Below are 12,914 nucleotides of genomic sequence, written 5' to 3' on the forward strand. Positions count from 1 at the left end.
GCGACGACGACGCGTACGGCGCCCCCGGCGGGAGCCCCCCGCGGGCGCGGAGGCCCGTCGGCGGGGGCTCGGCACACAGCCCCCTCCGCTGCCGCACCGGCCCGCCGACCCGTGCCGTTGCGACGACGACGCGTACGGCGCCCCCGGCGGGAGCCCCCGCGGGCGCGGAGGCCCGTCGGCGGTCTTCGCACGCACCGGGTCCGCACGGCCCGTCGAACCCAACCGGCCGACTAGCCCGCGGCAGGCTCCCCGGCCGCCACCGGCCTGCGCGCCAGCAGGAACGCGCGGGGCATCTTCTCCCCGGGCTCGGGCTCGCGCAGGACGCGCGCGTACAGGCCAAGACCCGCCCGCGTGAGGTGCCCGGCGACGGCGTCCGGAGTCCGCCAGTAGTAGTCGAGCGAGATCTCCCGGCCGAAGCGCTCGGTCAGGCGCTGGTGTCCGTTCTCCCCTCCGGCCTGGAATCCGAGCAGGACGGGCGCGCCCGGCCGCAGGACGCGGTGGAACCCGGCGAAGACGGACGGCAGGTGATCATCCGGCACGTGGATGATCGAGTAGAGCGCGACGATGCCGCCGAGCGTCTCGTCCGGCAGGTCCAGGGCCGTCATCGAACCGACGTGGAACCGCAGCTCCGGGTGGGCCTTGCGGGCCAGGGCGACCATGCGGGGCGAGGAGTCGACGCCGAACACCGGCAGCCCGGCCTCGTGCAGCCGCGCCGTCACGTACCCGGGGCCGCTGCCGATGTCCGCGACCGGTGGCCGCTGGGCACCACCGGAGGCCCGGGCCTGATCCACGAAGGCCGCGAGGAGCGCCTGCTCCAGCGGTCTCCCGGCCAGGCTGTCCGGGTGCTCGGCGGTATAGGCCTCGGCGATGGCGTCGTACGAGGACTGCGTGGACTGTAAGAACTCGGGGGCGCGCACGTGCGCACACTAGTGTGGGTGAGCGTCCGGCAGATGAACGAGCCGGTGTTCACCGCGCCAGGCGTGGTATCCGTGGAGAAGATGGATGGATGCCGGAGTCGTGACGCTGATGTGATGGAAGTCACACTCCGGGAGGTGGGCGGTTCTGTCGAGCCCAAAAAGCAGGCGAGTTTACCCATCTCATTCGACAGCTATGCGTCCGGCGGTCATATTTTCTTCCCCTATCGGGTTGAAGTTTTGTTGATCCAGGGTCGGTCGACCGCCTTGGCGCCCTACCCTTCAAAGGGTGAAGCCACTGATGTCACTGGAGTCCGAGGTCGACCTTCCCGGAGGAGCCGTACTTCCCGGTGCCCTGCCCGACGTTCTGCGGGCCGAGCTCATCGCGTTCCGACGCGACTTGCACATGCACCCGGAGCTCGGCAACCAGGAGTTCCGCACGACCGCCGCGATCAAGGAGCGGCTCGAGCGGGCCGGCCTCAAGCCGCGCGTCCTCCCCGTAGGGACCGGGCTCTTCTGTGACATCGGCGTGGAGGGGGAGCAGTGGGACGGCGGTCCCAGCATGCTCGCGCTGCGGGCCGACATCGACGGCCTGCCCATCCCGGACACCAAGATGGAGTGCCCGTACCGCTCGACCGTGCCCGACCGGGCCCACGCCTGCGGTCACGACGTGCACACCACCGTCGTCCTCGGCGCCGGCCTGGTCCTCGCCGAGCTGCACCGCCAGGGCGCGCTGCCCCGTCCCGTCCGGCTGATCTTCCAGCCCGCCGAGGAAGTGCTGCCCGGCGGTGCCGCCGACGCCATCAAGGGCGGGGCGCTGGAAGGCGTCGGCGCGATCATCGCCGTGCACTGTGACCCCCGGGTGGACGCGGGGAAGATCGGTCTCCGCGAGGGGCCCATCACCTCGGCGTGCGACCGGCTGGAGATCGGCCTCGACGGCCCCGGCGGTCACACCGCACGCCCGCACCTCACGACCGACCTGGTCACCGCCGCCGCCCGCGTCGTCACCGACGTGCCGGCGCTGGTCGCCCGGCGCTTCGACAGCCGCAGCGGACTCGCGATCACCTGGGGCCGCGTCGAGTCGGGCCACGCGCCGAACGTGATCCCCCAGCACGCCGAGCTCTCCGGCACCGTGCGCTGCCTCGACATCGAGGCGTGGCGGCAGGCCCCCGACGTCGTCGTCGCCGCCATCGACGAGATCGCCAACCTGCACCGCGCCAAGTCGGAGATCAACTACGTGCGCGGCGTCCCGCCCGTCGTCAACGAGCCCGGCGTCACCGAACTGCTGCGCGACGCCATGATCGCCCGGCGCGGCGTCGAATCCGTCGAGGGCACCGAGCAGAGCCTCGGTGGCGAGGACTTCTCCTGGTACCTGGAGCACGTCCCCGGCGCCATGGCCCGCCTGGGTGTCCGGACCCCCGGCGAGCGACAGATCCGCGACCTCCACCAGGGCGACTTCGACGTCGACGAGTCGGCCATCACGGTCGGAGTGGAACTCTTCACGGCCGCGGCCCTGGTCAACGGCCTCCGCTAGCCCCCCATCCTGACGCCGCGCAAACCGCACGACCGTCACGACAGTGCCGCACGCTCCCTCGGGGGCGGGGGGAACCGCGTGAGACCCACGACGCCGCAGCACGGTCCTTCAGGGGCGCGGGGGACTGCGCGAAGGCCCACGACGGCGCGGCAGGTGCCCTCGGGGGCGCGGGGGGGGGCCGTGCGAGGTCCACGACGGCGCCGCACGTGTCTTCCTTCAGGGGCGCGGGGAACTGCGCGCAGGGGCGCGGGGGACTGCGCGAAGGCCCACGACGGCGCGGCAGGTGCCCTCGGGGGCGCGGAGGGCCGCGCGAGGTCCACGACGGCGCCGCACGGTTCTTCAGGGGCGCGGGGAACTGCGCGAAGGCCCACGACGGCGCCGCACATGCCCTCGGGGGCGCGGGGAACTGCGCGAGAAGCCACGACGGCGCCGCACGAGGACGACGACCCAGCACCCCCGCACACCGGGGGCCCGGGGCCGCCCCCGGCCCCACCCCCACCCCGGCGGAGCCTCCGGTTGCGAGCGGCGCGACCTCACGGCAGCCTGGTGCGCGACACGAGGTAGGCACACGCCATGTTCCCGACTACACCTTTCGACCCCGTTCGATCCCGCGGTTCACAAGGGCGTAACCGGCCATCGGCACGAATGGATAACGGCCCCGCGGCGACCCGTTCCCAGGAGTGTCTACGCGCGTTAATGTGCGCCGAACTGAGCACCCACTGCGGAGCTTCGGAGAATGGGGAACTTCAGATGCGTCGGATTTCAAAACTGACCCGCGTCGCGGTGGGGGTCGCGTCGCTGGGGCTCGTCGCCACGGCATGTGGCGGCACCAGCAGTGACAGCGGCGGCAGCGACAGCAGCGACCGCGGCGTCGCCATCGCCTACGACGTCGGCGGCAAGGGTGACCAGTCCTTCAACGACGCCGCCTACTCCGGCCTGACCAAGGCCAAGGATGAGTTCGGCTACAAGACGGCCGACATCGAGCCCACCGAGGGCGAGACGAACGCCGACAAGGAGCAGCGTCTGGCGTCGCTGGCCAAGCAGGGCTACAACCCGGTCATCGGCGTCGGCTTCGCCTACGGCCCGGCGATCGAGACGGTGGCCCCCAAGTACCCGGACACCACCTTCGGCATCGTGGACTCCGTGGTCGAGGGCAAGAACGTCGCCTCCCTCGTCTTCGCCGAGGAGCAGGCCTCGTACCTCGCCGGGGTCGCCGCCGCCAAGGCCACGAAGAGCAACGTCGTCGGCTTCGTGGGCGGCGTGGACATCCCGCTGATCCACAAGTTCGAGGCCGGCTACGAGCAGGGCGTCAAGGACACCAACCCCAAGGTGAAGGTCCTGTCGCAGTACCTGACGCAGACGGCCGAGGAGGGCGGCTTCTCCAGCCCCGACAAGGGCAAGGCCGCCGCCGAGGGCCAGATCGAGAAGAAGGCCGACGTGCTCTACGCGGCCGCCGGTCTGTCCGGTCAGGGTGTGATCGAGGCCGCCGCCAAGGCGAAGGTCTGGGCGATCGGTGTCGACTCCGACCAGTACAAGCAGGCCGCCCTGGCCCCGTACAAGGACTACATCCTGACCTCCGCGCTCAAGGATGTCGGCGGCGCGGTCTACGCGCTGTCCAAGTCGGTCCACGACGACAAGCCGCTGACCGGCACCCAGACCTTCGACCTGGAGGTCAACGGCGTCGGGCTCTCCGAGTCCAACCCGGAGTACGCGAAGGTCCCGGGTCTCGAGGAGGCCGTGAACGAGGCCAAGCAGAAGATCATCGACGGCGAGATCAAGGTCAACACCGAGTGAACCGACCGGTCTGACCAGTCGAAGTGGGCGGGCACCCAGGGGTGCCCGCCCGCTTCGCGCTGTCCGGAAGGCGGATCACCCAGCGCCACCCCTTGTTTGCGGTCGGCAACACCGGGGCCAAGGCCCGGTGAGGGCTAGGCCACGGGCGCATAACAAGGTGGACAGAAGGGGTTTTCAGGCAGGTCTACGCGCGTTAATCTGCGGCGAAGCCAGCGCTGAAGCTGAACCGTCCCGGCGCTGTGCGACCTCGGTTGTACGACAGGAGCACCCACACATGCGCCGGATTTCCCGGATCACGGTCGCAGGCGCAGCGACCGCCTCCCTGGCCCTCGCCCTCTCCGCCTGCGGCAGCACCTCGACCTCCGGGTCGTCCGACTCGAAGGGCGACAAGGGGCTCGCCATCGCCTACGACGTCGGCGGCAAGGGTGACCAGTCCTTCAATGACGCCGCCTACGCCGGCCTGGAGCAGGCGAAGAAGGAGTTCGGGTACCAGACGGCCGACGTGGAGCCCACCGAGGGTGAGACGAACGCCGACAAGGAGCAGCGCCTGGCCTCCCTGGCCAAGCAGGGCTACAACCCGGTCATCGGCGTCGGCTACGCGTACGCCGCGGCCGTGAAGGGTGCCGCGGCGAAGTTCCCCGACACCACCTTCGGCATCGTCGACGACGCCACGATCAACACCAAGAACGTGGCCGACCTGGTCTTCAACGAGGAGCAGGCCTCCTACCTGGCCGGTGTCGCCGCCGCCAAGACCTCCAAGTCGAAGGTCGTCGGCTTCGTGGGCGGTGTGGACATCCCGCTGATCCACAAGTTCCAGGCGGGCTTCGCGCAGGGCGTCAAGGACACCGACCCGAAGGTCAAGGTGCTCTCCCAGTACCTGACGCAGACGGCCGAGGAGGGCGGTTTCGCCAGCCCCGACAAGGGCAAGACGGCCGCCGAGGGCCAGATCGAGAAGAAGGCCGACGTCGTCTACGCGGCCGCCGGTCTGTCCGGTCAGGGTGTCATCGAGGCCGCCGCCGCCAACAAGGTGTGGGCCATCGGTGTCGACTCGGACCAGTACCAGCAGGAAGCCCTCGCCAAGTACAAGGACTCCATCCTGACCTCGGCGATGAAGGACGTCGCCAAGGCGGTGTACAACCTGGCGAAGTCGGTCGAGGACGGCAAGCCCGAGACCGGTATCGTTCGTGGCGATCTGAAGACCGGCGAGGTGAGCCTGTCGAACTCCAACCCGAAGTTCGCGGACGACGCCGAGCTCCAGGCAGCCATCAAGACGGCCAAGGAGAAGATCATCAGCGGCGAGATCAAGGTCAAGAGCAGCTGACGGGCGACTGCCTCGAAGCAGGCGGTAACCCCCGGGGTTACGTCCGCTCGACGGGGTGCGGGGAGCTGCTCCTCGTGCCCCGTTGCCGCGGGGCGTCGGCCCCTTTGCATGCCGTAGGGGCGCTACGCGCGTAGACGGCCCCCGTCCCCAGGAGAGTGCGCCATCAACGCGTCCAGCAGCCCTCCGGCCGGAGCGGCGGTCAACGAATCGGTGACCGCCGTCGAACTCGCCGGGATCACCAAGCGTTTCCCCGGAGTCGTGGCCAACCACGACATCCACCTCAGCGTCCGCAAGGGCACCGTGCACGCCCTCGTCGGTGAGAACGGCGCCGGCAAGTCCACGCTGATGAAGATCCTCTACGGCATGCAGAAGCCGGACGAGGGCACCATCGCCGTCGACGGGCAGCAGGTCGGCTTCTCCTCACCGGCCGACGCCATCGCCCGCGGCATCGGCATGGTCCACCAGCACTTCATGCTCGCCGACAACCTCACGGTCCTGGAGAACGTGGTCCTCGGCAGCGAGAAGCTCTACGGCATCGGCGCCAAGGCCCGCCGTAAGATCAAGGAGCTCTCCGAGCGCTACGGCCTCGACGTCAAGCCCGACCTCCTCGTCGAGGAGCTCGGCGTCGCCGCCCGGCAGCGCGTGGAGATCCTCAAGGTCCTCTACCGCGGCGCCACCACCCTCATCCTCGACGAGCCGACCGCCGTGCTCGTGCCGCAGGAGGTCGACGCCCTCTTCGCCAACCTGCGCGAACTGCGCTCCGAAGGCCTGTCGGTCATCTTCATCTCGCACAAGCTCGGCGAGGTGCTCTCCGTCGCCGACGAGATCACCGTCATCCGCCGCGGCACCACCGTCGGCACGGCCGTCCCCAGCGAGACCACCCCGCGCCAGCTCGCGGAGATGATGGTCGGCAGCGAGCTGCCCACGCCCGAGACGGCCGAGTCCACGGTCACCGACCGCCCGGTCATCAGCGTCGACCGGCTGCGCCTGGCGGCCCCCGGCGGCAAGGCCCTCCTGGACGACATCAGCTTCACCATCCACGCGGGCGAGGTCCTCGGCATCGCCGGTGTCGAGGGCAACGGCCAGACGGAACTGGTCGACGCCCTCATCGGCCTCAAACACGCCGACTCCGGCACCATCCGGCTCGCCGACGAGGAGATCACCGCCTGGCCCACGCGCCGGCGCCGCGAGCAGGGCATCGGCTACATCCCCGAGGACCGCCACCGCCACGGTCTCCTGCTGGAGGCACCCCTCTGGGAGAACCGCATCCTCGGTCACGTCACCGAGAAGCCCCTCGCCAAGGGCGTCTGGCTGGACCCGAAGGCGGCCCAGGAGGACACCCGCCGGATCGTGACGGAGTACGACGTCCGCACCCCCGGCATCGACGTCACCGCGGCCTCCCTGTCCGGCGGCAACCAGCAGAAGCTGATCGTCGGCCGCGAGATGAGCCACAGGCCGCGCTTCCTCATCGCCGCGCACCCCACCCGGGGCGTGGACGTCGGCGCCCAGGCCGCGATCTGGGACCACATCCGCGAGGCGCGCCGCGAAGGCCTGGCCGTGCTGCTGATCTCCGCGGACCTGGACGAGCTGATCGGCCTGTCCGACACGCTGCGCGTGATCTACAACGGCAAGCTGGTCGCGGACGCCGACCCGGCCACCATCACTCCCGAGGAGCTCGGCTCGGCCATGACCGGCGCGGCCACCGGGCACCTCGAGCACGACGACACCCCCGAGACCTCGAAGGCCGACGCCCCCGAGTCTCCGGAAGACGAGGCCCGCTGATGAAGAAGTTCGACAAGGAGCGCGTGCTCCTCGCGGTGGCCGGACCGGTCATCGCGCTGGCCGTGGCCTTCGTCCTGAGCGCGATCGTGCTGCTCGCCTCGGGCAAGAGCCCCTTCGAGCCGTTCGCCCTGATGTTTGAGCAGATCGGCTTCTCGGACATCCAGGTGCTGATCATCAACCAGGCCTCGATGTACTACATCGCGGCCCTCGCGGTGGCCATCGGCTTCCGGATGAACCTGTTCAACATCGGCGTCGACGGCCAGTACCAGCTCGGCGCCATGATGGCCGCCGTCGTCGGCGCCCACGCGAACCTGCCGGCCGGCCTGCAGGTCCCGCTGCTGCTCCTGACCGCCGTCCTCACCGGCGCCTTCTGGGCCGGCATCGCCGGTGTCCTCAAGGTCACCCGCGGCGTCAGCGAGGTCGTCTCCACGATCATGCTCAACGCGATCGCCACCTCCGTGATCGCCTACCTGTGGCTGCCGAACGTCTTCGGTGTGAAGGCCGGCAACAACAACACCACCGGCGAGATGTACGAGTCCGGCTGGATCCCCGGCATCCCCATGGGTGCGGCCGGCGAGATCTACGGCCTGGTGCTCCTCGCCGTGCTGCTCGGCATCGGCTACTGGGTCGTCCTCAACCGCACCCGCTTCGGCTTCGACCTGCGCGCCTCCGGCGCGTCGCAGACCGCCGCGGCGGCCAGTGGCGTGGACCCCAAGCGCATGGTGCTCAGCGCCATGCTGATCTCCGGCGGCATCGCGGGCCTCGCCGGCCTGCCGATCCTGCTCGGCGACACCCACACGTACGACCTGAACTTCCCCACCGGCATCGGATTCCTCGGTATCGGCATCGCCCTGCTCGGCCGTAACAGCCCCGTCGGCATCGCCTTCGCCGCCCTGCTGTGGGCCTGGCTCGACAAGGCCTCGCCCGAGCTGGACTTCCACGGCTACGACAAGGAGATCGCGGTCATCATGCAGGGCCTGATCGTGCTCTCGGTCGTCGTCTCCTACGAGGCCGTCCGCGAATGGGGCCTGCGCCGCCAGCAGCGTCGCGTCGGCGCCGAACTCGCCGCCGGACACGTCCTCGGCGCTCAGAACACGAAGGAGGTGGCTGGCCGATGACCACCGCGACCGACGCCAACCAGCCCACGCTGCAGCCCGCGGCGCCGACCGGCCGCCGCCTGTCGTGGCCCGTCCTGCTGCTCATCATCGCCGGAGGCCTGGCGCTCACCTCGATCGTCCGCCTCATCACCGGCGCCGACGGCATCACCAACGTCAGCCAGATGTCCACCGCGCTCCAGCTCGCCGTGCCGATCGGCCTCGCCGGTCTCGGCGGCCTGTGGGCCGAACGCGCGGGCGTGGTCAACATCGGCCTCGAGGGCATGATGATCCTCGGCACCTGGTTCGGCGCCTGGGCCGGCTTCCAGTGGGGCCCGTGGACGGGTGTCCTGGTCGGCATCCTCGGCGGCGCGCTCGGCGGTCTGCTGCACGCCTTCGTGACCGTCACGTTCAACGTCAACCACATCGTCTCCGGTGTGGCCATCAACATCCTCGCCCTCGGCGCCACCCGCTACCTCGCTCCCCTCGCCTTCGAGGGCCACACGGGCGGCTCCGCCAAGCAGTCGCCGGCGGTGGAATCCCTCGGTCACTTCACCGTGCCGGGGCTGTCCGACGCGCTGCGCGACCTGAACGACCAGGGCTGGTTCTTCATCTCCGACATCGCCGGTCTGCTCGGCGGTCTGGTCACCAGCGTGTCCTGGCTGACCCTGATCGCCATCGCGCTGATCCCCGCCACCTGGTGGATCCTGTGGCGCACCGCCTTCGGCCTGCGCCTGCGCTCCTGCGGAGAGAACCCGGTGGCCGCCGAGTCCCTCGGCGTCAACGTCTACAAGTACAAGTACATCGCCGTCGTCATCTCCGGCGGTCTGGCCGGCCTCGGCGGTGTCTTCCTGTCCATCGTGGCCAACCCCTTCTACCTGGAGGGGCAGGTCAGCGGCCGCGGCTTCATCGGCCTCGCGGCGATGATCTTCGGCAACTGGATGCCGGGCGGTCTCGCCCTCGGCGCGGGCCTGTTCGGCTACACCGACAGCCTCAACCTGCGCGGCGGCTCCGCCAACGTGCACGCCCTGCTGCTGCTCGGCGCGCTCCTGCTGATCATCGGAGCCATCTGGCTGGCCGTGCGCAAGAAGTACGTCCCCTCGGTGATCACCGCGGTCGTGGCCGCCCTGGTGTTCGTCTGGTACGCGACCACCGACGAGGTCCCCAACCAGGTCGTCTCCGCCACGCCGTACGTCATCACCCTGGTGGTGCTCGCGCTGTCCGCCCAGCGGCTGCGGATGCCGAAGGCGAACGGCATGCCGTACCGGAAGGGGCAGGGCAAGTGACCGGCGCCGGCCCGGACGTCGACTGGGAGAAGCTGCGCGCGGTGGCCCGGGACGCCATGTCCCGGGCGTACGCCCCCTACTCCGGTTACCCGGTCGGCGTCGCCGCCCTGGTCGACGACGGCAGGATCGTCTCCGGCTGCAACGTCGAGAACGCCTCGTACGGAATCGGCCTGTGCGCCGAGTGCGGCCTGGTGTCCGAGCTGCACAACACCGGCGGCGGCCGGCTGACGCACTTCACCTGCGTCGACCGCGACGGCGACCCGCTCGTCCCGTGCGGCCGCTGCCGCCAGCTGCTCCACGAGTTCGGCGGTCCGGACCTCCTGCTGGAGACCCCGGCGGGCATCCTGCCGCTGTCGGAGATGCTGCCCCAGGCCTTCGGCCCGGACCACCTCAGCAAGTAACTTCCGTGCGGCCCCTCTGAGTTGCTCACGCGACCGGCTCAGAGGGGCCGCACGGCTTCTGGAACCCTCGGAAGGAAGCCAAGCCATGGCCATGGACGTCATCTCCGTCATCCGCACCAAGCGGGATCGCGGCGAACTCAGCGACGAGCAGATCGACTGGGTCATCGACGCGTACACCCGCGGGGAGGTCGCCGACGAGCAGATGTCCGCTCTCGCCATGGCGATCCTGCTGAACGGCATGAACCGCCGCGAGATCGCCCGCTGGACGGCCGCGATGATCGCCTCCGGCGAGCGCATGGACTTCTCGTCCCTGTCCCGCCCGACGGCCGACAAGCACTCCACGGGCGGCGTCGGCGACAAGATCACACTCCCGCTGGCCCCCCTGGTCGCCGCCTGCGGCGCTGCCGTCCCCCAGCTTTCGGGCCGCGGCCTCGGCCACACCGGCGGCACCCTCGACAAGCTGGAGTCGATCCCGGGCTGGCGGGCGCTGCTCTCGAACGAGGAGATGCTGTCGGTGCTGGACGGCACCGGCGCGGTGATCTGCGCGGCGGGCGACGGCCTGGCCCCCGCCGACAAGAAGCTGTACGCGCTGCGGGACGTCACCGGCACGGTCGAGGCGATCCCGCTGATCGCCTCCTCGATCATGTCGAAGAAGATCGCGGAGGGCACGGGCTCGCTGGTCCTGGACGTGAAGGTCGGCACCGGCGCCTTCATGCGGACGCTCGAAGATGCCCGCGAACTGGCCTCCACGATGGTGGGCCTGGGCACCGACCACGGCGTGAAGACGGTCGCGCTCCTCACGGACATGGCCACGCCCCTCGGCCTGACCGCCGGAAACGCCCTGGAGGTCCGAGAGTCGGTGGAGGTCCTGGCGGGCGGCGGCCCCGCGGACGTGGTCGAGCTGACGATCGCCCTGGCCCGCGAGATGCTGGACGCGGCCGGCGTGAAGGACGCCGACCCGGCCGAGGCCCTGGCCGACGGCTCGGCGATGGACGTCTGGCGCCGCATGATCGCGGCCCAGGGCGGCGACCCGGACGCGGCGCTGCCGGTCGCCCGCGAACAGCACGTGATCAAGGCCCCGGCCTCGGGCGTCCTGACCCGCCTCGACGCCTACGACATCGGCGTCGCCGCCTGGCGCCTCGGCGCGGGCCGCGCCCGCAAGGAGGACCCGGTCCAGGCGGGCGCGGGCGTCGAGATGCACGCCAAGCCGGGCGACACGGTGACCGAGGGCCAGCCCCTGCTGACCCTCCACACGGACACCCCCGAGCGCTTCGAGTACGCTCTCCAGTCGATCGAGGGCTCCTACGACGTGGCGGCCCCCGGCACGGCCTTCACACCGTCGCCGGTGGTGCTGGAACGTATCGCCTGACCAGGCGGCTTCCCTGCCATATGAACGGGACCGGATGAACGGGACCGGGGACCCCCACCGGTCCCGTTCGGCAGGCCGGGACCGGGGACCCGCCCGCCACAACCGCGTCGGCAAGCCGCCGACTGCGCCACCGCCGGGACTCCGCTCCACCTCCTCACCGACCGTTGGGCTCCCGGGGGCCCGACGACGACGCAGTACGGGGAGCCGAAGGGCGAGGTCCACCGCGTCCTGAGCCGTGAGGTTCGGTGCTCCCATCAAGCTGCCGGACCCGTTCGGCGTGACGACCGGCACCAGTGAGTCTCCGGTCGACCGACCGTCACCCCAGCACCGCCGCCACCACCACCAGGACCGGCACCGCCAGCACCGTCGACAGCAGGATCGCCTCCCTCGCCAGCGCCTCGCCCACCCGGTAGCTGCTCGCGTAAGTGAAGAGGTTCTGTGCCGCCGGAAGTGCCGATGTCACCACCACGTCGAGCAGGGACGCCCCGTGGAGGCCGAAGACGCCCGCCGCGAGGGCCCAGGCGGCCAAGGGCTGGACGACGGACTTGAGGGTCACGGCGAGGAGCACGGGGGCCCGCTCGGCGCCCCGCAGGGGCAGGGTGCTGCCCCGCAGGGAGATACCGAAGGCCAGGAGCACGGCGGGTACCGACATGCGGCCGATCAGGGTCAGGGGGTCCATCAGTGGGCCCGGCAGCGTGAGGCCCGACGCCGAGACCGCCACGCCGGCCAGGGAGCCCAGGGCTATCGGATTCCGCAACGGTGTGAGCAGCCGCTGCCACAGCGGCCGCTTCTCCCCGCCGCTCACCAGGTCCAGCACCGTAAGCGCCACCGGTGTGACACCGACCAGCTGGAACAGCAGCACCGGCGCGACCAGAGACGCGTCGCCCAGCACGTACACGGCGATCGGGATGCCCAGGTTCCCGGAGTTGACATAGCTGGAGCACAACGCTCCGATCGTCGTCCGGCCCACGCCCCAGCCGCGCGCCACACCCACCGCCACGAAGACACCCGCGGCCGCCGCCGTGCTCAACGCCGTGACCAGCAGCCGGTCGGAGAAGACCACCGACAGGTCCGCCCGCGCGAGGGTGGTGAAGAGCAGCGCCGGTGACGCCACATGGAAGGCGAGCTTGGTCAGGACCTCCCGGCCGCCGTCGCCCAGATACCCCCGGCGTCCGATCAGATAGCCGACGCCGATGACGACGGCGATGACCGCGAACCCGCTCAGCACTCCCTGCACGGCACCTCCTCACCGGCGAAGCGGGCATCGGGCAGCGCGGGAGGGGCAGATGGTTGGGGCATGCGGCCAACCCTCCGGGGGTGGCGCTGCCCGGTCAATGTGATCCGTCCGGCGCGGAACGCGCTGCGCGGCAGGAACGCGCTGCGCGGCGTCGAACGCTCCGCGCGGCGCCGAGTGATCCG

At 70.6% G+C, this 12,914-nt stretch carries 10 protein-coding genes; 8 read left to right on the plus strand and 2 right to left on the minus strand.

Annotation, left to right across the window (positions count from 1 at the left end):
* Positions 1–230: 230 nt before the first annotated feature.
* The gene (locus tag ABTX62_RS21075) at positions 231–917 is read right to left on the minus strand and encodes a class I SAM-dependent DNA methyltransferase (RefSeq protein WP_352117587.1); all 687 of its coding nucleotides are present in this window, start codon (positions 915–917) and stop codon (positions 231–233) included.
* 298 nt (positions 918–1,215) lie between these two features.
* Here ABTX62_RS21075 and ABTX62_RS21080 point away from each other — a divergent pair, with 298 nt between their 5' ends.
* The 8 genes from ABTX62_RS21080 to ABTX62_RS21115 all read left to right on the plus strand — a co-directional run bounded on the left by ABTX62_RS21080 (position 1,216) and on the right by ABTX62_RS21115 (position 11,495).
* Entirely contained in the window at positions 1,216–2,448 is a 1,233-nt protein-coding gene (locus ABTX62_RS21080; protein WP_352117635.1) for a M20 family metallopeptidase, read from the plus strand.
* A gap of 750 nt (positions 2,449–3,198) precedes the next feature.
* Positions 3,199–4,242, plus strand: coding sequence for a BMP family lipoprotein (locus tag ABTX62_RS21085; protein WP_352117588.1), 1,044 nt, complete (start codon positions 3,199–3,201; stop codon positions 4,240–4,242).
* Positions 4,243–4,516: 274 nt separating this feature from the next.
* The gene (locus ABTX62_RS21090; RefSeq protein ID WP_352117589.1) at positions 4,517–5,563 is read left to right on the plus strand and encodes a BMP family lipoprotein; all 1,047 of its coding nucleotides are present in this window, start codon (positions 4,517–4,519) and stop codon (positions 5,561–5,563) included.
* A gap of 210 nt (positions 5,564–5,773) precedes the next feature.
* Positions 5,774–7,345, plus strand: a complete 1,572-nt coding sequence (locus tag ABTX62_RS21095; RefSeq protein ID WP_352117590.1) for an ABC transporter ATP-binding protein — start codon at positions 5,774–5,776, stop codon at positions 7,343–7,345.
* Positions 7,345–8,463 carry an ABC transporter permease gene (locus tag ABTX62_RS21100; protein WP_352117591.1) on the plus strand — a complete coding sequence of 373 codons (1,119 nt, stop codon included), beginning with the start codon at positions 7,345–7,347 and terminating at the stop codon, positions 8,461–8,463. The genes ABTX62_RS21095 and ABTX62_RS21100 overlap by 1 nt, the downstream gene beginning before the upstream one ends.
* Entirely contained in the window at positions 8,460–9,725 is a 1,266-nt protein-coding gene (locus tag ABTX62_RS21105; protein ID WP_352117592.1) for an ABC transporter permease, read from the plus strand. Before ABTX62_RS21100 ends, ABTX62_RS21105 begins: the two co-directional genes overlap by 4 nt.
* Positions 9,722–10,126: a cytidine deaminase gene (locus tag ABTX62_RS21110; protein WP_352117593.1), complete on the plus strand. Its 405-nt coding sequence runs from the start codon at positions 9,722–9,724 to the stop codon at positions 10,124–10,126. Before ABTX62_RS21105 ends, ABTX62_RS21110 begins: the two co-directional genes overlap by 4 nt.
* Before the next feature lie 85 nt (positions 10,127–10,211).
* Positions 10,212–11,495 (plus strand): thymidine phosphorylase, encoded by a 1,284-nt coding sequence (locus tag ABTX62_RS21115; protein ID WP_352117594.1) that lies wholly within the window; start codon positions 10,212–10,214, stop codon positions 11,493–11,495.
* 316 nt (positions 11,496–11,811) lie between these two features.
* On the opposite strand, the gene ABTX62_RS21120 is transcribed toward ABTX62_RS21115, so the two are convergent.
* Positions 11,812–12,732, minus strand: a complete 921-nt coding sequence (locus ABTX62_RS21120; protein WP_352117595.1) for an AEC family transporter — start codon at positions 12,730–12,732, stop codon at positions 11,812–11,814.
* Positions 12,733–12,914 lie beyond the last annotated feature (182 nt).

The sequence above is a fragment of the Streptomyces sp. NPDC096046 genome (assembly GCF_040303285.1).
GTDB lineage: Bacteria > Actinomycetota > Actinomycetes > Streptomycetales > Streptomycetaceae > Streptomyces.

Coding starts and splice junctions, on each gene's coding strand:
- ABTX62_RS21115 (WP_352117594.1), top strand. CDS start 10,212: ATGGCCATGGACGTCATCTCCGTCATCCGCACCAAGCGGGATCGCGGC.
- ABTX62_RS21080 (WP_352117635.1), top strand. CDS start 1,216: ATGTCACTGGAGTCCGAGGTCGACCTTCCCGGAGGAGCCGTACTTCCC.
- ABTX62_RS21105 (WP_352117592.1), top strand. CDS start 8,460: ATGACCACCGCGACCGACGCCAACCAGCCCACGCTGCAGCCCGCGGCG.
- ABTX62_RS21090 (WP_352117589.1), top strand. CDS start 4,517: ATGCGCCGGATTTCCCGGATCACGGTCGCAGGCGCAGCGACCGCCTCC.
- ABTX62_RS21085 (WP_352117588.1), top strand. CDS start 3,199: ATGCGTCGGATTTCAAAACTGACCCGCGTCGCGGTGGGGGTCGCGTCG.
- ABTX62_RS21100 (WP_352117591.1), top strand. CDS start 7,345: ATGAAGAAGTTCGACAAGGAGCGCGTGCTCCTCGCGGTGGCCGGACCG.